General features: G+C 36.2%; 14 protein-coding genes and 1 tRNA gene. 1 reads left to right on the top strand and 14 read right to left on the bottom strand.

Annotation, left to right across the window (positions count from 1 at the left end):
• Positions 1–5: 5 nt before the first annotated feature.
• The 12 genes from ABWU58_RS07045 to rpsL all read right to left on the bottom strand — a co-directional run bounded on the left by ABWU58_RS07045 (position 6) and on the right by rpsL (position 15,898).
• Positions 6–8,519: a DNA-directed RNA polymerase subunit beta/beta' gene (locus ABWU58_RS07045; RefSeq protein ID WP_353283035.1), complete on the bottom strand. Its 8,514-nt coding sequence runs from the start codon at positions 8,517–8,519 to the stop codon at positions 6–8.
• 58 nt (positions 8,520–8,577) lie between these two features.
• Positions 8,578–8,976, bottom strand: a complete 399-nt coding sequence (gene rplL / locus ABWU58_RS07040) for a 50S ribosomal protein L7/L12 (protein ID WP_353283034.1) — start codon at positions 8,974–8,976, stop codon at positions 8,578–8,580.
• A 26-nt stretch (positions 8,977–9,002) separates the two neighbouring features.
• A complete protein-coding gene (gene rplJ / locus ABWU58_RS07035; RefSeq protein WP_353283033.1) occupies positions 9,003–9,521 on the bottom strand; it encodes a 50S ribosomal protein L10 in 519 nt (172 codons plus the stop codon).
• 12 nt (positions 9,522–9,533) lie between these two features.
• Positions 9,534–10,187, bottom strand: coding sequence for a 50S ribosomal protein L1 (gene rplA, locus ABWU58_RS07030; RefSeq protein ID WP_353283032.1), 654 nt, complete (start codon positions 10,185–10,187; stop codon positions 9,534–9,536).
• 4 nt (positions 10,188–10,191) lie between these two features.
• Positions 10,192–10,632 (bottom strand): 50S ribosomal protein L11, encoded by a 441-nt coding sequence (locus tag ABWU58_RS07025; RefSeq protein ID WP_253307298.1) that lies wholly within the window; start codon positions 10,630–10,632, stop codon positions 10,192–10,194.
• Between the two features lie 2 nt (positions 10,633–10,634).
• Positions 10,635–11,471: a transcription termination/antitermination protein NusG gene (gene nusG, locus ABWU58_RS07020; RefSeq protein ID WP_353283031.1), complete on the bottom strand. Its 837-nt coding sequence runs from the start codon at positions 11,469–11,471 to the stop codon at positions 10,635–10,637.
• Positions 11,461–11,670 carry a preprotein translocase subunit SecE gene (gene secE / locus ABWU58_RS07015; protein WP_353283030.1) on the bottom strand — a complete coding sequence of 70 codons (210 nt, stop codon included), beginning with the start codon at positions 11,668–11,670 and terminating at the stop codon, positions 11,461–11,463. The genes nusG and secE overlap by 11 nt, the downstream gene beginning before the upstream one ends.
• 10 nt (positions 11,671–11,680) lie before the next feature.
• Positions 11,681–11,753: transfer RNA gene (locus ABWU58_RS07010), tRNA-Trp, on the bottom strand.
• Positions 11,754–11,766: 13 nt separating this feature from the next.
• Positions 11,767–12,939, bottom strand: coding sequence for an elongation factor Tu (gene tuf, locus ABWU58_RS07005; RefSeq protein WP_353283029.1), 1,173 nt, complete (start codon positions 12,937–12,939; stop codon positions 11,767–11,769).
• 11 nt (positions 12,940–12,950) lie between these two features.
• Positions 12,951–15,017 (bottom strand): elongation factor G, encoded by a 2,067-nt coding sequence (gene fusA, locus ABWU58_RS07000; RefSeq protein WP_353283028.1) that lies wholly within the window; start codon positions 15,015–15,017, stop codon positions 12,951–12,953.
• Positions 15,018–15,038: 21 nt separating this feature from the next.
• A complete protein-coding gene (gene rpsG, locus ABWU58_RS06995) occupies positions 15,039–15,518 on the bottom strand; it encodes a 30S ribosomal protein S7 (protein WP_253307294.1) in 480 nt (159 codons plus the stop codon).
• Between the two features lie 5 nt (positions 15,519–15,523).
• Complete coding sequence (gene rpsL, locus ABWU58_RS06990) at positions 15,524–15,898, bottom strand: 30S ribosomal protein S12 (protein ID WP_006279787.1); 375 nt, start codon at positions 15,896–15,898, stop codon at positions 15,524–15,526.
• A gap of 1,576 nt (positions 15,899–17,474) precedes the next feature.
• On the opposite strand from rpsL, the gene ABWU58_RS06985 reads away from it, so the two are divergent.
• Positions 17,475–19,268 carry a hypothetical protein gene (locus tag ABWU58_RS06985; protein ID WP_353283027.1) on the top strand — a complete coding sequence of 598 codons (1,794 nt, stop codon included), beginning with the start codon at positions 17,475–17,477 and terminating at the stop codon, positions 19,266–19,268.
• A gap of 72 nt (positions 19,269–19,340) precedes the next feature.
• Here ABWU58_RS06985 and thyX read toward each other — a convergent pair whose 3' ends face one another.
• Complete coding sequence (thyX, locus tag ABWU58_RS06980; protein WP_265017404.1) at positions 19,341–20,195, bottom strand: FAD-dependent thymidylate synthase; 855 nt, start codon at positions 20,193–20,195, stop codon at positions 19,341–19,343.
• Positions 20,196–20,204: 9 nt separating this feature from the next.
• Positions 20,205–21,482, bottom strand: coding sequence for a UDP-N-acetylglucosamine 1-carboxyvinyltransferase (gene murA / locus ABWU58_RS06975; protein ID WP_353283026.1), 1,278 nt, complete (start codon positions 21,480–21,482; stop codon positions 20,205–20,207).
• Between the last annotated feature and the right edge of the window lie 28 nt (positions 21,483–21,510).

The raw sequence follows: 21,510 nt of genomic DNA, 5'->3' as shown, positions 1-21,510 counted from the left end.
TGTACTCAATTCGACTGATCATATGCCACTACGCTCTCTTCCTCACCAGAGTGTAAATGACAACCATTATCCATCAACCATTTCTCATCATAAGTTTCAATATCAAAATATTTTTCATATTGATCTACATTATCACAAAGTGAAAGTGCTCTGATCTTATTCATAATCAAACCTGTACCAGCAGGAATTAATCTTCCTACTATAATATTTTCTTTTAATCCACTTAAAGGATCACTCTTCCCGCAGAATGCTGCTTCTGTAAGTACTTTTGTTGTCTCTTGGAAAGAGGCAGCAGAAATAAAGGAGCTAGTTTCAAGGCTTGCCCTAGTAATCCCCTGCAGGATAGGAAGATAATGAGTAGGCCGTTTGCCAGAGTTACTCATAGCATCATTTTCCCTATCAACTTCCAGCTTGTCAATGCTTTCGCCAACCAAGTACATAGTATCACCAGGATCAGTAATTTCCACTTTTTGTAACATTTGTTTTAAGATCACCTCTAAATGCTTGTTGTCTATACGAACACCCTGCAATCTATAAACTTGCTGTATTTCAGAAATCATATAGTGTGCTAAAGCTTCTAACCCAAGCACACGTAAAATATCATGAAGATCAGGGTCACCATCCATCAATAGATCACCTTTACGTACAAAATCACCTTCATTGACTATTACATGCTTACTTCTTGATACCAAATATTCAACTGGAGAAATTTGTTCATCTACAGGTTTAATTAATATACTGCGTTTTCCTCTACGGTCTTTTTCAGAAAACGCTACATAGCCATCTATCTCACTAACAATAGCATGCTCTTTAGGACGACGTGCTTCAAATAACTCTATAACCCTCGGTAAACCACCAGTAATATCACGAGTTTTAACTGACTCTCTTGGTGTTCTTGTAATAACATCACCTGCATGAACCTTCTGGCCATCTTGTACATTGAGCACTGCACCGATTGGTATAAAATAACATGCTTCAACGCCACTTGCGAGTGTCATTACTTTACCATTATCGTCAAGCAGCACAATACGAGGACGTAAATTAGCTCCACCAGAATGCAATTTCCAGTCTTTTACTACTTTGCTTGATATTCCTGTAGATTCATCCATCACTTCAGTGATCGAAATTCCATCTTTTAAGTCCTGATAAGACACTGTACCAGTCTTCTCCGTGATAATAGGCAATGTATAAGGATCCCATTCCGCAACTTTATCGCCAACTTTTACTGACTCACTCTCATCTACATAAAGTTTAGCGCCGTAAGGTACACTGTGCTTCAATTTCTCACTACCAAGGCTATCAATCAACACGACTTCACAGGAACGGCTTATCACAATTTTATTTCCGTTTCTATCTATAATTATATTACTATTGTTTAACTTTATTTTAGCATTAATAGAAGCTATAATATTCGAGGATTCAACGCCTCTAGTCATTACTCCACCTATATGGAAAGTACGCATCGTTAACTGAGTACCTGGCTCTCCAACAGATTGAGCAGCTATAACACCAACTGCTTCACCTATTGAAACAATTTTACCAGTTGCAAGGTCTCTTCCATAACATAAAGAACACACACCAGGACTTATTTCACAAGTTAAAGGCGATCTAATTTTTACAGCATCAAGACCTGCAATGCTGATTTGCTTTACTTTATCCTCATCAATTAATTCCCCTGCTTTTACTAATAATTCTTTTGTCACTGGGTTATATATACCATTTGCAGCTGTTCTACCCAGCACAACACTCTCTAGAGATGCAACTATAGTACTTCCTTCAACTGTAGCTCTCACAACAAGACCATTTTTTGTTTTACAGTCATGCTTTGTAACTATGCAATTTTGAGACACATCAACTAAACGACGAGTCAAGTATCCAGAGTTTGCAGTTTTAAGCGCAGTGTCAGCTAAACCTTTACGCGCACCGTGAGTAGAATTAAAGTATTCAAATACGTTCAATCCTTCACGGAAATTAGAAATTATAGGTGTTTCTATAATCTCACCAGAAGGTTTGGTCATGAGCCCTCGCATTCCTGCTAGCTGTTTCATCTGTGAAGTAGAACCCCTTGCACCAGAGTTAACCATCATATACACTGAGTTGTACTTACTATTTCCATCATATATAGATATTGCTTTTAACATATCGTTAGCTATCATATCCGTACACTTAGACCATTCATCTATAACCTTGTTATACCTCTCACTTCTAGTTATTAGCCCATCTTGATATTGCATAGAGAATTTCTTAATTTCACCCCTCGCGTGATCAACATGTGTAGCTTTAGTTTCAGGTATAACCATATCACAACGACCAAAAGAAATACCAGAAAATGTGGCATACTCAAAGCCAAGTACCATTAATTTATCAGAAAATGCCACTGTAGCACTTTGACCACAGTTACGATATACCAAATCAACTATACCAGTTATTTCCTTGACTGTTAATATCTGATTTATTAGATCGAAGCTTAGATTCTCATGCTTAGGAAAAATCTGCCATAATATTAAACGGCCAGGAGTTGTACAAACAGTTTTATAGTGAGTTTCACCGCTGCTATTAATATACTCCATCCTATACTTTATACTAGAATGAATATGTAAAGTACCATCACTCAAGGAATGCTCAACTTCACAAAAAGCACCAAAAGATGGTAAATTATCTTCCTTAGGTTCTTGTAAAGTCAGATAATATATACCAAGTACCATATCTTTACTAGGAACTATAATCGGTCTGCCATTAGAAGGACTTAAAACGTTATTAGTGGACATCATCAACACTCTAGCTTCAAGCTGAGCTTCCAATGAAACTGGCACATGCACTGCCATTTGGTCACCATCAAAATCAGCATTAAACGCCGTACAGACAAGCGGATGAAGCTGTATTGCTTTGCCTTCAATAAGGATTGGCTCAAAAGCCTGAATACCAAGTCTATGTAGCGTAGGCGCTCTATTCAACAAAACAGGATGCTCTTTTATTACCTCTTCAAGCATATCCCAAACTTCTGGTTTTTCTGCTCTTATCAACTTACTAGCAAACTTAATAGTTGGAGCCATACCATACATCTTAAGCTTTGAGTAAACAAAAGGTTTGAATAGTTCAAGAGCCATTCTTTTTGGTAATCCACACTGATTTAGTTTCAAAGTTGGACCAACAACTATTACAGAACGTCCAGAGTAGTCTACTCTTTTTCCTAAGAGGTTCTGGCGAAAACGACCCTGTTTTCCTTTTAACATATCACTAATGGACTTTTTATATCCAACAGCACCAGCTTTATTTACCAAAGTATTACGACGACTATTATCAAAAAGAGAATCAACTGCTTCTTGTAACATCCTTTTTTCATTACGAATCATAATCTCAGGAGGATTTAAGCTCAACAATTTCCTCAACCTGTTATTTCTATTAATAATAGTCCTATAATGATGATTCAGATCAGAAACTGCAGGACGACCACTCTCAAGCGATACCAAAGGACGCAAATCAGGTGGTAAAATAGGTATAGTTGTAAGTATCATCCACTCAGGCCTATTTCCAGACTTAATGAAGTTTTCAACAATACGCAATCTCTTTATAATTTTCTTTCTTCTTATCTCAGAAGCAACAGACTCTAATTCTAGTCTTAAATCCTTCCTAATTTCATGTAAATCAAGGCGCGTTAGCAACTCTCTTATAGCTTCAACACCTTGCATAGCTACAAAACTATCGATCCCATAGCTATCTTTAGCTTCATTATAAGCTTTTTCACTAATAATCTCACCTTTTTCTAAAGGCGAAACAAGAGGATCTATCACGATATAATTATCGCTATATAAAATATTCTCAATATCTCTGAGAGACATATCCAATAATGCTCCAATTCTTGAAGGAAGCGATTTCAAAAACCATATATGAGCAACAGGAGATGCAAGCTCTATATGACCCATCCTTTCTCTTCTTACTTTAGAAGATGTAACTTCTACTCCGCATTTTTCACATATGCGACCTCTGTGTCTTCTTTTTTTGTATTTTCCACATAAACATTCATCGTCATTGACAGGGCCAAAAACCTTAGGGCAAAATAATCCACCTTTCTCAACTTTGAACGTACGATAATTTGCAGTTGAAACATCTTCTATCTCACCACAAGATATACGCTTAATACTTTCAGGGCTAGCAATCGATATGCTAACCTCATTAAAAGGTTGTGCAATGTTAGTGTGAGATATATCTTCAATCACTACATCATTTTGCTTTAAATCTACATTTAAACATAAAGAACGTAGTTCTTTTATCATCACATTAAAGGATTCAGGAATTCCACATTCAAAATTACTGTCACCTTTTATTATCGATTCGTAAATCTTAACTCTACCATTAATATCATCAGACTTCACAGTTAACATTTCCTGCAAAGTATAAGCAGCACCATAGGCTTGTAATGCCCAACATTCCATTTCACCAAAACGCTGACCACCAAAATGAGATTTTCCTCCTAGAGGTTGTTGAGTAACCAAACTATAAGGCCCTACTGAACGCGCATGAATTTTACCATCAACTAAGTGGTGCAACTTAAGCATGTACATGTAACCAACTGTAACCTTGCGGTCGAATTTTTCACCACTGCAACCGTCATATAATACAGCTTGTCCAGAGTTATCCAAACCAGCAAGTCCAAATAATTTTGCTATTTGTTCATCTTTTGGACCCTCAAATACAGGTGCAGCAACAGGAACGCCATCACGTAATTTGCGTGCAAATTCAATGAGATTATTATCACTAATATTACGAATATCATTACAGATAGATACGTTACTGCCACAGCTATAAACCTCAATCAGGAAGTCACGTAAATTGCTGTATGAACTTTTACAAGAGTTCAAATAACTCTCTACTAATGCATTCAACTCGTCATTTAGTGCATTCTTATTAGGTGTATTTAAAACAGAAGCCGTTATTTCATCATCATCAATATTTTCAATTTTTTTATTGTTAAGGTATGCTACTGCAAATTGTGTAAAATTATCATCGTTAAGGGACCTAATTCCCTTGCAAAAAGCACTTTTGATTTTATTGATCTCATCGAGAATATTACTTACCTTTTCCCCTAATTTTCTACAAGCCCAACCTACATGCGTTTCCAGTATTTGCCCTACATTCATTCGCGAAGGAACACCAAGAGGGTTAAGAATAATATCAACAGGAGTACCATCTTCTAAACAAGGCATATCTTCCACTGGCACAACTCGAGAAATCACACCTTTATTTCCATGTCTACCAGCCATTTTATCCCCTGGTTGCAGACTATGTTTCACAGCAATGAAAACTTTTACTGACATCGACACACCTTGAGGCAGGTCATAACCTTCATGTAATTTTTCTACTTTTCGCTTAAACTGTGCTATTGCATGTGATACTTTTTCATCAAAATCTTTTTTTAAGCTCTTAACTTGCTCAGAAATGGATTGGTTTTTTAATCCTATACCCCACCATTGCTCACGTTCAATAGAGTCAAATTTTTCTCGATCTTGAGAACCAGAATTAATAAGAAGTTTCTTCAGTTCATCATAGAAATATTCACTAGTAACATTGATTATATAATCTCGCTCTTCCTCAAAGTCATTTACCTCTTTTTGTTTGATGAGTAATGCCCTTTCATTTTCTTCAACCCCCCTGCGTGTAAAGACTTGTACATCAATTACTGTCCCTTCAACATCTGGAGATGTATATAAAGAGGAATCCGCACAATCGAATGACTTTTCACCAAAAATTGTCATTAATAACTTTGTTTCAGGAGGCAATGAAAGAGAAGGTTTAGGTGTAACTTTACCTACCAAAATATAGCCTGGACCAACTCTTGTACCAATTTTCACTATACCACTATCATCTAAGTGATATAGATTTTCTTCATTAATACCAGGTATAGCACGAGTTATTTTTTCTGATCCTAAAGGGGTATCATGTACAACGCAGTCAAATTCTTCTATATGAATAGAAGTAAAGAGATCTTTTTTAACAACTTCACTAGAAATAATAATAGAGTCTTCAAAATTATAACCTTGCCAAGACATAAAAGCGACTAGCAAATTTTTACCAAGCGCCAACTCACCACTGTTAATTGCAGGACCATCAGCTATTACATCACCCTTTTTAACATAATCACCTACGCACACTAGCGGCCTTTGATTAATACAAGTATTATGGTTAGAACGCTGAAATTTCCTTAGATGATAAATATCTACGTCCAAGTAGTTAACCCTTTCTTTATCAAAAGCATGTATAACTATAGAGTTACTATCAGAACTATTAACTATGCCATCGCGTTTTGCTAAAACTACAGCACCAGAGCCAGAAGCTACAAAAGACTCCATACCAGTAGCAACCAGAGGAGCGGTAGGCTTCAATAAAGGTACGGCCTGACGTTGCATATTTGAGCCCATTAATGCTCTATTAGCATCATCATTTTCTAAAAATGGAATCAAGGAAGCCGCAACTGATATTACCTGCTTAGGAGATACGTCAATGTAACTCACCTGATCACTACTTACCATAATGAAACTACTAGCATATCTACAGTATAGCATATCATCAACAAAGCAATTATTTTCATCGAGCTTTGCGCTGGTATCAGCTATATAATATAAACCTTCATCTATGGCAGACAGATACTCAATTTGATCAGTAACAACCCTATTAACTACTTTTCTATAAGGACTTTCAATGAAACCATATTTATTAATACGCGCGTATATAGCTAAGCTGTTGATTAACCCTATATTTTGCCCTTCAGGAGTCTCAATAGGGCAAATTCTTCCATAATGAGTTGGATGAACATCACGCACTTCAAATCCTGCCCGTTCTCTTGTTAAACCGCCAGGACCTAACGCGGACAACCTTCTTTTATGTGTTATTTCAGATAACGGATTAGTCTGATCCATAAATTGAGATAATTGAGAAGAATTGAAGAAATCTCTTAAGACATTAGTTAACACTTTTGGATTAATAAAATCAGATGGAGAAACTTTATCTAAACTAGAAGTGGACATAGAATCAACTATTGCGCGTTCCAATTTCAACAACCCAGCTCTAAATTGATTTTCTATAAACTCTCCAACTGATCTTACTCTTCTGTTTCCTAAATGATCAATATCATCTACAGATCCTTGACCGTCACGTAACAATACTATTTTTTTCACAATTTCAATAATATCTTCATACGTTAAAACAGTTAAATCCTCATCATAATTTAATCCAAGGTAAGAGTTAAGCTTCAACCTACCAATGTTAGACAAATCATAATATTCCGGACTGAAGAAAAGATTACGGAAAAACTCCTCTACTATCTCTAAAACAGGAACTTCACCAGGACGCAAAACTCTATATATTTCATATAGCGCATCCTGATAAGACATGTTTTCGTCTAAGAAAAGCGTATTTAATATATAAGGTCCAACAGATACATTATCTATGTTCAATACTGATATTTCATCCACAGACAATAACTCAAGCTTCTTTATGTCTTCCAGCTTTATAGATTCACCAGCAGATAAAATTTTCGTAGAGCTAGCACTATCCATTAAATCTTCTGCGAGGAATAAACCACATATAGAATTAAAAGGAACCAGATACTCTTTCAATTCATTATCATATAGCTTTTTAGCTAGTCTTGAGGTAATACGAACGTTAGCTTTAAGCAGCACATTACCTTCAATATCCATTAAGTCGAAAGGCAGCCTCACTCCTTTAAATTTATCAGGAACAAAAGGCACTTTCCAACCATCTTTATGTTTTACATACTTTATTTTCTCATAAAATCTATCGAGTATATCATTATTTGATAGACCCAACGCCTTTAATAAAACTGAGATTGACAATTTTCTTTTTCTATCAACACGAAAATACAAATGGTCTTTAACATCAAATTCAATATCAAGCCAAGAACCCCTATAAGGAATAATTCTAGCAGAATAGATCAATTTACCAGAATTGTAAGTTTTTCCCTTATCGCTATCAAAAAATACACCAGGAGACCTATGCATTTGTGAGACGATAACTTTTTCCACACCATTAATGATGAAAGTGCCCTTATCAGTCATCATAGGCAACCCACAAAAGTGGACTTTCTGCTCTTCTATAGATTTTACAACGGTTGCAAGTTTAGAATGATCTCCACTCTCTTTAATCGATTTATATTCATCAAGAGAAATACCATCCTGCATAACAACAAGACGTATAGAAGCAATAACCTGAGCAGAAAAAGTTACACCACGCTTTATACACTCAGATTCATCATACTTAGGATCATCTACCCTACAACTTATAAACTCAATAGTAGCCCTACGCAAAGGATCATTTATTGGAAAGATTGTATGAAAGATAACTTCAAGTCTTTCATTACCCTTATTCTTAGGAGCAAATGAATCATACGATTCTTTTTGAACCTTAACCAAATCCAATAAAGAATCTTTTAAATCAATCGACCTAGAATAAGAAACTCTAGGAACAAAAGCACCGGAAGCGTACATATAAGAAGAATCAACCATTAAAATACCCCAAACTAATTAAAAGAGCTATATCAATATAAAATTAATATATTAAACGTTATTCAAGCTCCACTTTAGTTGCTCCTGCTTCAATAAGTTTTTGCTTGATTTTTTCTGCTTCGTCTTTAGGAACATTAGCAGTTAAATCTTTAGGTAAAGATTCAACCAACTCTTTTGCTTCTTTTAAACCCAATGTAGAATTAACTTCTCTCACAGCTTTAATAACTCCTATTTTTTTACTCGCATCAATTTCTTTAATCACAACTTTATACTCAGCTTTTTCTTGAGCAGCAGGAGCAGCATTATCACTAATAGGCGCCCCAGCACCAACAGCCCCACCAAGAAAAGAACCAGCAGGTAACCCTATTTTCTCTTCTAGAACTTTTACAAGTTCAGAAGCCTCTAATAAGTTTAAAGATAATATTTTATCAACCAAATCACTTGTTACATTACTCATAATTACCACCTTACTTAACAACAAATTTATTTTTTAGAACTATAATAATCCAAAACTCTCATAAGCCTCATAGAAGATGAATTAATAGACAACGCCAATCGAGCAGGAATATCATAAGATATTAAATGCATAATTTTAACACGCAATTCATCCAGAGAAGGCAACTTAGCCAGTTTATTAACATCTTCCACTGTTAACAATTCATTTATATGAGCCGCGCAAATCACAGACATTTTTTCTTTGTTAGCATTAATAAAATCAACTATTAACTTTGCAGCTTCTACTATGCCACTAGAGTATATAATAGCAACAGAACCAGAAAATTTGCCTGATAAATAAGAAAATTTACCAGTCCTTTCCAAAGCCAAGCGCGCTAGAGTGTTTTTAACTACTAATACCCCACCTGCTATAGACTTCAGGCTATTCCTCAGAGTTAATGAATCATTAGCATTTATAGATTTAAAATTTACTAATATCAAGAAATCATTATTTACAAATACGTTTATTGTGCTCTGTATAAATTCATCCTTATTTTTACGCTTCACGGTATCACTCCCTTAAATTATATCTTCCACTTTGCTTATCTTATAAGCTTCGCCCATAGTTGAATTTAAAAAAACACCCTTAAAGTAAATTCCTTTCGCAGAAATAGGTTTATTATCTTTAATTACTTTAAGAAAGGCTTTTAAATTTTCTAGCAAGTCATCAATATCAAATTTAATATTTCCTAATTTGCCATGAATAATACCATTTTTATCTGTTCTAAATTTTACCTGACCAGACTTAATGGTTTTAATAGCTTCTGCAATGTTAGAAGTCACAGTACCAAATTTAGGGTTAGGCATCAGCCCTTTAGCACCCAATACTTTTGCAATAGGAGTGATTTTTGCCATAAAATCAGGAGTAGTAATGCACCAATCAACATCTAATTTTCTACCTTTTTTTATTTCTTCAACTAAATCCTCTCCTCCTGCAATATCAGCACCAGCTTTTTCAGCTTCTAATAAATGTTTATCTTGAGCGAAAACAGCTACTTTAATATTCTTCCCGATACCTTTAGGCAAAACTACTGTACCACGCACCTGCTCTTCAGATTTACGTGAATCTACGCCTAAATTGACTGCAATATCAACTGATTCATTAAATTTTGCTGAAGCAGACTCAACAATCTTCTTCAAACACTGCTTAGGATTATCATTATATGTATTCATTTACCTAACCTTCCACAACTTCTATACCCATAGATTTTGCAGTGCCTACAACCATTTTCACTGCTGAATCTTCATTATCCACTTTCATATCAACCATCTTGCACTTTGCCACTTTAATTATAGCAGACATAGGTAATTTAGCCACTAATTCTTTACCAGGATTACCAGAACTTTTACTTAATTTAGCCTCCTGCTTAAGTAAATAAGCCACAGGTGGACCGCTGACAGTAAAATCATGAGAGCGATCATCCTTTATGGAAATTCGCACTGTTACTAAATCGCCTACTTTATAATTAGCGTTAGCAGCGCTAGTAACTTTATTAAAAGCTTCACAAAACTTAGGAACAGGTATACCACGTGGACCAAGTACTGAAGCAATTTTCGGTCCTGGAATTGCTTTCCCAGCTTCCATAAGTAAGTTAATCTTAGCAACTATAACACTCATAATTAATCCTCTATTTTCTCTACTTGAGCCAGATCAAGCTCTATTATTGTCGGCTTACCTAAAATTGATACTTCCACATTAATAATTTTTTTCTCATCGTTTACCATATTTACCTTACCAGTAAAATTTTGAAAAAGACCATCATTAATTTTCACTTTTTCACCTTTTTCATAACCATAACCTAACTTCTTTGTCTCTTGAGCATTATAAAGTGCATTACACATTGAGTGAATCTCATCGTCCAAAATCACCTTTGGAATATTACCATTTTTCAAAAACCCATAAACCTTAAGAGATTTTGGTATATTATTGATAAAATTCAATACTTCATCGCATAAATTCACGTATAAAAAGACATAACCAGGGAAGCATTTCCTTCGTGTAGCAATTTTCTTAGATTTCAACTCTACTTCACTTAGCTCTTCATATGGAATAAAAACTTCCTTAAAGTAACCATTAACACTCAATCTCATAGAATTTTCCAATATATGTTGGCGCACTTTCTCTTCACAATTGGAAGCAACTCTCAAGATATACCATTTATATCTATTAAATTCTTTACACTTTAAACTTATCTCATCATCTGAAATCATCTCAAAATCACCAGATTCGCCACTGCAGAATCCAGGCGTTTGATTCAAAATGTTTTTGCTTTCATCACATAGATGCATATATACATACACTTCACATAACTCTTTTATATCAGACTTTGAATTACATACCGTTTGATAAGGAATAAACACTTCCTTAAAATAAACAGCATTACTTACCAATTCGCGTATATTTTGCTCATATCCATAATCAACTCTAATGACATACCATTTATATTCACATTCCATAAATAATTCCAAATAAAGCCTTAATTACGTAAAGAGACATAAAATCCACAAAACAGAAGAAAATCGAAAAGCATAATATAACAATCATCACAACAAATAGAGATGACAACACCTCCTGTTTCTTTATCCAAGCAATTCTTCGTATTTCTTGCTTTATATCATAGAAAAAAACACACAAACTTTTTAACATTTTCACCACAACATTAATGCAGGAGCGATAGGAATTGAACCTACAACCTCTGGTTTTGGAGACCAGCGCTCTACCAATTGAGCTACACTCCTATAACTCAAACTCTCACTCCAAAATTTCAGAAACAACACCAGAACCAACAGTTCTACCGCCTTCTCTTATCGCAAAACGCAATCCCTTATCCATTGCTATCGGTACTTGCAATTCTACTTCTACACTCACATTATCTCCTGGCATTACCATCTCCTTCCCATCTAGCAATTTTATGCTCCCCGTTACATCCGTTGTCCTTAAATAAAACTGTGGCTGGTAATTCGCAAAAAATGGTGTATGCCTTCCTCCCTCCTCTTTCTTTAATATATAAACCTCCGCCTTAAACTTTCTATGCAGCGTTATCGTCCCCGGTTTTGCTAATACTTGCCCTCTCTCCACTTCTTCTCTCTTTGTCCCTCTTAGTAATATCCCTACATTGAGTCCTGCACTTCCCTTATCCAGCAACTTCTTAAACATTTCTACACCTGTGCATATCGTCTTTTGCGTCGCTTTCAGACCTATTATCTCTATCTCTTCTCCCGTCTTTATCTCTCCCTTCTCTATCCTTCCTGTTACCACCGTTCCTCGCCCCGATATCGAAAATACATCTTCGATTGGCAACAAAAATGGTAAATCCACAGGCCTTGGTGGAACCGCCACATATTTATCTAACTTTTCCATCAATTTATCTATTGATTTCTTTCCATATTCGCTGCTATCATCCTCCAGCGCTTTCAATGCAGACCCCACTACCACAGGCACTTCATCCCCTGGAAATCCGTATTTATTCAGCAATTCCCTCACTTCCATTTCTACCAAGTCTATCATATCAGCATCAGCAACATCAGCTTTATTTATATACACCACGATATATCCAACACCTACCTGCTTCGCCAGCAATATATGCTCTCTCGTTTGTGGCATTGGCCCATCAACCCCCGACACTACCAATATCGCCGCATCCATCTGTGCTGCACCTACTATCATGTTCTTTACATAGTCAGCGTGTCCAGGACAATCAACGTGTGCATAATGCCTTTTTTCCGTCTGATACTCAACATGCGCTGTTGCTATCGTTATCCCCCTCTTCCTTTCTTCTGGCGCTTTATCTATCTGATCGTACGCTACAAAATTTCCATAATGCTTTGTTATCGCCGCTGTTAACGTTGTCTTCCCATGATCCACATGTCCTATTGTTCCCACATTTACATGCGGCTTTCCAAATGCTTCCACTACTGCTGTCATAATTATTACCCTTAATTATACTTTAACTCATCAACCACATATTGTGGTACTTGTTCATAATAAGAAAAATGCATACTATACTGAGCTCTTCCCTGAGATATAGAACGCAAAACATTTATATAACCAAACATATTCGCAAGAGGTACGAAAGCAAGAATTATAGTGCTACTATTATGCGTTTCCATACTTGAAACTTGCCCCCTTCTGCTATTTACATCGCCCATGATATCGCCCATATACTCTTCAGGCGTAATGATTTCAACTTTCATTATAGGTTCTAACATTTTTGGACCAGCTTTATTTGCCATCTCTTTAAAAGCACCTTTAGCAGCAAGTTCAAAAGCTAAAGGACTAGAATCAACTTCATGGAAAGCACCATCAATAAGGGTAGCCTTAAAATCAATAACCGGAAAACCAGAGATCATGCCTCCTTCTTTTATCAACTCTAAACCATTTTGTACACCAGGAATATATTCTTTTGGAATTGCACCACCTACAATTTTACTTTCAAATTGAAACCCAGAACCAGGCTCAAGAGGTTCAAATATAATCTTTACTTTTGCAAATTGGCCAGCACCACCAGATTGTTTTTTATGAATGTAATCAATTTCAACAGATTTAGTGATAGTTTCACGATATGCAACTTGAGGCGCACCGACGTTAGCTTCAACGTTAAACTCGCGCTTCATTCTATCAACAATAATCTCAAGATGCAGCTCACCCATGCCTTTCAATATAGTCTGTCCACTCTCCGCATTTACTGACATTCTTAAAGAAGGATCTTCTGCAACCAATCTATTTAAAGCAACACCTAATTTTTCCTGATCTGAAGTAGTTTTAGGTTCCACAGCAATTTCAATAACAGGCTCAGGAAATTCCATACGCTCTAATAATATAGGAAAATCAGATGAACATAAAGTGTCACCAGTAATTGTTCTCTTTAATCCAACTAAGGCAACTATATCGCCAACTTTAGCTTCATTTATATCTTCTCTGTTATTTGCATGCATAAGCAGCATTCTGCCAATTCCTTCAGTCTCATTCTTTCCCGCATTTAACACAGCAGATTTAGATTTTAACTTACCGGAATAAATACGAATAAACGTCAAGCTACCTACAAACTTATCCGTCATCACTTTAAACGCAAGAGCAACGAATTTCTCTTTTTCTGAAGGTTTGATCTCAATTTTCTTTTCTGAATCTTTAGGATCAGTTCCAATAATTACATCAACATCAATAGGAGAAGGTAAAAAATCAACTACACCATCTAAAAGTGGTTGTACGCCTTTATTTTTAAAAGCTGATCCACATAATACAGGAACAAATTTTCCTTTAATGGTCCCATTTCTCACGCATTTTTTCAGTAAATCCACTGGCAGATCATTAGACTCAAAGTAAGTATTCATCGCTTCATCATCCATCTCAGCTGCAGCATCTAATAAAAGATTTCGATATTCTTGAGCCTTGTCAAGCAAATCAGAAGGAATATCTTCATAAGAAAATTTAGCACCCAACGTTTCTTCTTGCCATATAATGGCTTTCATAGAAATAAGGTCGATTATACCTTTGAAATCTTTCTCACTTCCTATTGGCAACTGAATTACTAAAGGTGCTGCACCAAGCTTCGTCTTTATCATATCAACACATCGATAAAAATTTGCCCCTATTCTATCCATCTTATTAACAAAGCAGATACGAGGAACGCTATATTTATCAGCTTGACGCCAAACTGTCTCAGATTGAGGTTCAACTCCAGCAACTCCATCAAATACAGCAACTGCACCATCCAAAACCCTTAAAGATCTCTCAACTTCAATAGTGAAATCAACGTGACCTGGAGTGTCTATTATATTGACCCTATGATCATTCCAAAAACATGTTGTTGCAGCAGATGTGATTGTAATACCACGCTCTTTTTCCTGCTCCATCCAATCCATAGAAGCTGCACCATCGTGCACTTCACCAATTCTATTTTGCTTGCCAGTATAAAATAAAATACGCTCTGTTGTGGTAGTCTTACCAGCATCTATGTGAGCCATTATTCCTATATTTCTGTATTTAGATATCCCAATTTCCATATCACAATTAATTAGCTAACATTAAAAACGAAGATGAGAAAATGCCTTATTAGCCTCAGCCATTTTATATTTTTCTTCGCACATCTTAAACGCACCACCGCGTTTATTATAAGCATCCAGTATTTCAGATTGCAAACAATCAACAGTGGTTTTTCCACTCTTTTTTCGAGCAGCAGAAGTTGCTTTAGCAATCCACCTTAACGCTAAAGAAATCGCTCTATCTTGTCGAACTTCAACAGGCACTTGATAAGTTGCACCACCAATGCGTCGAGAACGCACTTCTATAGAAGGAGTAACATTTCCTACCGCTGTTTCAAAAATTGATAACCCACCTTCGCCTATTTTCTTTTCAGCTAAAGACAAAGCGTCATAGATAATCTTTTCTGCAGTAGATTTTTTACCACATTTCATGATTGTATTAATGAAACGCATCAGCAAAACACTGCCGTAACGCGAATCAGGACTTATTTCTCTTTTTTTTGCTTTATTCCGACGAGCCATAAACTTTAACCAGATTTCTTTACACCATATTTTGAACGAGCTTTCTTTCGATTTTGCACACCACGCAGATCAAGGGCACCTCTTATTATGTGATAACGCACACCTGGCAAATCTTTAACCCGCCCACCACGTATCAAAACAACAGAGTGCTCTTGTAAATTATGACCTTCACCAGGTATATAAGCTGTCACTTCACCATACCCACTAATTTTTACTCTGGCTACTTTACGGAGTGCTGAGTTAGGCTTCCTAGGAGTTGTAGTATACACCTTAGTGCAAACACCCCTCCTTTGAGGGTTGCTTTCTCCCAAAGCTGGTACCTTTTTCTTATGGGTCAATCCTAATCTACCTTTACGTATTAATTGATTTATCGTAGGCATATGTTATAAACTCAAGCTCATTAAAATAACTAAGTTTTTAGTTATAAAATAATAAACCTCAATAGTCAATATAAAAATAAACATTACTACTCTAATAGTTAAGCTCAACTGCTTTGAAAGCCATCAGTAGACTTCTTGCATCACCTCCCAAGTCACAACTGTCATTCAATAGAAACGAAAAAACTTGCTTGACAAACTCCGCTAGCCCCCTTATCATGAAAGTGAAGCTATTTATTTATCTTCGCAATCTGCAGATTAAAACGACAAAGGGAACTTTGTATTTGGCGTAAATCATGCTTAATTTTTTGCACTATGTGCACCTCATGTCTTTATAAAACTTCTGGGTTTCTACCTATACAAGCCGAAACGCGCTTATAAAGCGTTTAAGACATCAAAAGACGTCAAATAGAACAAGGGAGAATTTGAATACTAGCTACTCTGGGTTTTCTTTGCCTTTTTTTCTGCTTAGTAAATTTTTTAATGTTTATAGCTAAAGGTTAGTTGCAGTTTAAATGCAGCTGAGTCGCGGTTACTAAGTGTTAAAAACATAAAAAAACGCCAATACTGAAAATAGACAATGACTAGGGTTTCTTTTGCCTTTTTTTTATTTGGTAAATTTCTTAATGTTTATAGCTAAAGTAACTTAGGTTCACCGACAATCGTCATCCCGCTACTTGTTAGCGGGATCTATGTTAAGAGATACCGCGAATGAATCGCGGTATGACGGTTCGTGGCGGTATGACGTAGGACTGCTGTCATTCCAGTCTGGAATCCAGCTTTTTCATAATCATCAAAACGTTGTATTTTAACATAAAACGGCTACTTTTATGCTTGCCAACTTAATAAAATTCCTGGATCCCAGTGTCAAGCACTGGGATGACAAAAAAAGGCACTAGCCTGACAATCGTCATCCCGCTATTTGTTAGCGGGATCTATGCTTTGAGATACCGCAGCGGTATGACGGTTCGCGGTGGCATCTCGTCATCCCGCTGCTTGTTAGCGGGATCTATGCTTTGAGATACCGCGAATGAATCGCGGTATGACGGTGTAGATGATGGTTAAGTATTCCGCTACGTGTTAGCGGCTGAGATACCGTGACGGTATAGTAACTCGTCATCCCGCTACGTGTTAGCGGGATCTATGCTTTGAGATACCGCGGCGGTATGACGGTTCGCGGTGGCATCTCGTCATCCCGCTGCTTGTTAGCGGGATCTATGCTTTGAGATACCGCGGCGGTATGACGGTCTGCGGCGGTATGACGTCTTGCTTGCAACCTATAGCCTTGTCATTCCAGTGCTCCTTTTTTTGTCATCCCAGTGTCAGCTACTCGGATGACACCATTCTTTTTTCTGGATTACAGTGTCAGCTACTTGAATGACATCATTTTCTGTGTGAATTACCTTAACAAAAGCAAATGTTCATACAGTTGTACATTATGCACTGAAATGACAGATTACTGTTACCTTATCTAGATACAGAAAAAAAATCTTAACACTTAACACATTTTTCATAGTACACACCATATGATTGATAAATAAAATAATGAATAGATTTACATAATGTTTGGAGGCTACCAATGGTCAACGACAAGATTACTTTGAACTTTGAGATAGAAAAAGGCGAACCTATAGATCGATACTACTTTTCTGCACGTATAAAGCTTACAGATGAAAGCAAAAATCTTTTGCGCGAGAAGCTTGGCAGTACAATTCAATTCGATAATCTAGATGATCACTTCAATCTTAACCATGAGAATTTTTATATCTACTACAATAAATATAGTGAGCACAATGGTAGAAGTGAGCTATACGTTAGGGATGATAACGGTAGATATTTAACCTCCAATCTTCCACTTAATCATAACGGGTTCTCAATGGAACTATCATCTGACGGACCGTCAATTGCAGATTATGGTTTTTATCCTCTGTATGCAATCTATAACCCAAATCACTATGATAAAGCAAAGGAAAAAGTATTTGATGATCACGGTGAATTGTCACCAATTGCATCAAATGTGTTAGATAATTTTTTAAGCAACACAAATAGCTTAACCACACAAGATATATTACAAAATGTATTCTCACAACTGCAGAAGAAAGCTGATGAAGAAGCAGAAAGATTGGCAAGAGAAAGAGAAGCAGAAAGACAAAGGGAGGAAGAGTTAAATGAAAAGAACGAGGAGTTAAAAGAACTTGTAGAAAAGGATGAGATTAAAATATTCAAAGTGGTAAAAGGTAATGATTTAGGTAATGGGCGTTCAGCAGTAGTTTTACAACTTGATGGGGAAGAAGGTGACAAGATACCTCTCGACTCCAGTAAATACTACATAGCAGAGTATAGACACCACCCAGAATGGGAAGGCGATGAATATTTAAATTTTGTTAGCCCTGATAGTGATATGCTGGTTAATTATGAAAACTTATTTTTTGTGCTCAATCAAAGCTCCTACTCAGACTTTGAAAGTGGGTTTTATTCAGCAGACAGCACTGATCCCTATAATTACGCTAAATATTCAAAGGAACCATATTTGAGTGGTGATCAGCTATCTGAAAAATTATCTAATGAGTTAGAGGAAGATAGTAATCAGATAGATGCAGAAGTTACACTTAATGATGAGCAAGTAGACGAAGAAGTTGTGGTAGAGAGTGAAGCCAAGTCTGGGGAGAAAGGAACGGTTGGTGAGGATAACGCAAAAAATACTATACAGGAAGAAGAATCTAACTATATAGATCAAATGCAAGCAGATGATAGCAGCAGTTATGTTGAAGATCAACCAGCTTTGCAAAGCAATCGTGACGGTTATGCTGACATGGAAAAAGCTCTGCAGGAGAAATTGCATGGAGATGAAATACGCAAGCAAAGTAATGAGAAAGCTCAAAAAGATATGGAAACAAGAAAAGTCACTGTGGAAACTGACAGTAGCAATAATAAAATTGAAAAACAAGCAAAACCAATAGAAGACGAACAAGAAACTGTTATGGCAAGTGTGATAGAAAATATGGATAAAAATTCTGATAGTGAAGCAGAAGATTCTAACAGTATTGCAAATGCACAACATCCCTTTAAAATAAGGACAGGAAGTCCTCTTGAAGTGGGAAAGTATGAGGTGGAGCTGCAAGTGACATATGATGATATAAAGAATTTTTATGATACCGTACGTGGTAAATATCATGCTGGTGATGGATATAACTACGAGCAAGTAATGGTTTTATATAATGAAATTGTTAGGCCAGCATCGCAGCATTATGATAAACCATTTACCCTGCCTAAGGCATACATAACAGATGGTCATCTATTTGTTCAAAATAAAGATTTTGGAACTTTGGATGATTTTAATGAGATGTTCTATAAAAGTGATGAGTTAATGTGATGTAAAAAGCAAGATTCAATTTGGTGAACGAGAGTTAACTGACAGAGGAGATTGACGCGTATGCCTTTATCTTTAAGATTGTTTATCAAGTATAGACATCAGCTCGTCCCATTCTCTTTTACCAATATTACTTTCTTCTCTAGTAACGTTTTCCCCTTTAATTAATTTGCGAATTATTTCTAGACCAGTTCTTGAAATACAAGCTGATTCTAGGCAATATTCAACAAAGGCATTGTAGGCCAATGGGACCCATTTTTTTATTATATCCAGCATAACTTCTGCATAAACTCTGATTTCATATTGGGCATGCTTATCAGCTCTAAGCTTCAAAAAATGAAGGAGGTTATGCAGATCTATTTTCCAATAAAATTGCGTGTAGTAATTAAGCGTTAGGTTAGTTCGGGCAATTTCTCTTGCAAGCCCCTGCTCAATAAATTTTTCATAATGAGAATATACTAAATTAGAGTCATTTGTTAGAGAATCTATTATTTCCTTTGAGGTATCCGGATCAAAAGCTTCACCGCTACCTTGTTTATTATTATCAGATTGTTTTGCAATCTGTTCTGGTTTTGGTATATAAAATTCATTGTCAAGTATTGAATATCTTGCCGAATATTCATTCACATTTGCAGTTCTATGCCTTATCCATTGCCTTGCAACAAAAATTGGAAGTTTCACGTGAAACTTAATTTCACACATTTCAAATGGAGTTGTATGATGATGTCTCATTAAATACTTTATAAGTGCTTCATCCTGACTTATCTGTTTTGTTCCCTTGCCATAAGAAACACGAGCAGCTTGAACTATAGCGCTATCAGAGCCCATATAATCCACTACTCGAATAAATCCATGGTCTAATACCTTATGTTCTTCATATAAGATTTCATCTATTTCTTTTACTGTAGTTCGTTTAGTTGCTTCATTCATAAAATATCCTCAAGATGAAATGGAGATATCAGCTCCACATGAATTGAGTTTTTCGTGCATTGCTTCATATCCTCTCCATAAATGATGCGAATTATTTATTGTAGTTTCTCCACCAGCTACCAAAGAAGCAAGTACCAAAGCTGCTGTTGACCTTAAGTCAGTGGCACACAGATTAGCTCCAGATAAGCTTTTTATTCCACTTATAGTAGCTTTGCTTTTCTCGATGCTGATATTAGCGCCTAACTTTCTCAATTCATCTGCATGTGCAAATCTGTTTTCAAAAATGTTCTCTTCAATTACTGATATCCCATCAGCGATGCACATTGCAGACATCAGTTGTGGTTGCATATCACTGGGAAAGTTGGGGTATGGATCTGTTGCAATGTTAGCAGACCTAATAGAGCAATTTTTTCTGGAAATAACAATGCCCCCATCATGCAGTTCAATCATAGCTCCTATAGTCTCCAACTCATTTGCAATACATCTTATATCAGATAGACTTATTCCTTCTAACTCCAACTTACCACCGGTTATTATAGCAGCTAGCGCATAGGTGCCTGCTTCTATGCGATCTGGTATTATTTTATGAACACATCCATTTAATGCTTCAACTCCTGTTATTGTGATCCTTGTATCACTAATCTCAATATTAGCACCCATTTTCTTTAGGAACTCTATTAAATCAAGAACTTCCGGCTCCGTTGCAGCATTGTTTATTATTGTCACTCCTTCTGCAAGTGTTGCTGCCATTATTACATTTTCTGTTGCACCAACGCTTATTTTCTCAAGTGTAACTTTTTTTCCTTGTAGCTTTCCTTTCACTGTTGCAATTATATTACAGCCTTCAACTTCAATTTTAGCTCCCATTTCTTCTAATGCTTTGATATGCATATCAACGGGACGCTTTCCGATATTGCATCCACCAGGAAAGACTGTTGTGATTTTACCAAATCTACTGAGAATTGGACCTAGCATTAAAAGAGATGCTCGCAGCTTACTTGCAGTTTCGTGTGACATTACGTGATTGTTGATATTACTGCAATCAATTTCCAAAGTATGATTTGCTTTATAATCTTTATTGCGTGTAAAATTCACTTTCGCTCCAAGACTCTCAAGCAGCTTAGACATTAGATGCACATCAATTAAATCAGGTACATTATGCAAAATTACCGAGAAGCTACTCAATAGACTTGCTGCCATTATTGGTAAAACAGCATTTTTTGAGCCATTAATCTTGATTTTTCCGACCAGAGGTTTATGGTTACTACTTACTAATATTTTGTGCATTTAATTAAGCTAGATCTTACCAAATAAG

Source organism: Wolbachia endosymbiont (group A) of Pogonocherus hispidulus, from assembly GCF_964028195.1.
GTDB lineage: Bacteria > Pseudomonadota > Alphaproteobacteria > Rickettsiales > Anaplasmataceae > Wolbachia.
Note: the sequence above shows the minus strand (reverse complement) of the source record. Positions and strands in the feature narration are given on the sequence as shown.

Coding starts and splice junctions, on each gene's coding strand:
- tuf (WP_353283029.1), bottom strand. CDS start 12,939: ATGACAGCAGTAGTGGAAGCATTTGGAAAGCCGCATGTAAATGTGGGA.
- murA (WP_353283026.1), bottom strand. CDS start 21,482: ATGCACAAAATATTAGTAAGTAGTAACCATAAACCTCTGGTCGGAAAA.
- ABWU58_RS07025 (WP_253307298.1), bottom strand. CDS start 10,632: ATGAGTGTTATAGTTGCTAAGATTAACTTACTTATGGAAGCTGGGAAA.
- nusG (WP_353283031.1), bottom strand. CDS start 11,471: ATGGAATGTGAATATAAATGGTATGTCATTAGAGTTGATTATGGATAT.
- thyX (WP_265017404.1), bottom strand. CDS start 20,195: ATGAATGAAGCAACTAAACGAACTACAGTAAAAGAAATAGATGAAATC.
- ABWU58_RS07045 (WP_353283035.1), bottom strand. CDS start 8,519: ATGGTTGATTCTTCTTATATGTACGCTTCCGGTGCTTTTGTTCCTAGA.
- rplL (WP_353283034.1), bottom strand. CDS start 8,976: ATGAGTAATGTAACAAGTGATTTGGTTGATAAAATATTATCTTTAAAC.
- ABWU58_RS06985 (WP_353283027.1), top strand. CDS start 17,475: ATGGTCAACGACAAGATTACTTTGAACTTTGAGATAGAAAAAGGCGAA.
- rplA (WP_353283032.1), bottom strand. CDS start 10,187: ATGAATACATATAATGATAATCCTAAGCAGTGTTTGAAGAAGATTGTT.
- rpsL (WP_006279787.1), bottom strand. CDS start 15,898: ATGCCTACGATAAATCAATTAATACGTAAAGGTAGATTAGGATTGACC.
- rpsG (WP_253307294.1), bottom strand. CDS start 15,518: ATGGCTCGTCGGAATAAAGCAAAAAAAAGAGAAATAAGTCCTGATTCG.
- fusA (WP_353283028.1), bottom strand. CDS start 15,017: ATGGAAATTGGGATATCTAAATACAGAAATATAGGAATAATGGCTCAC.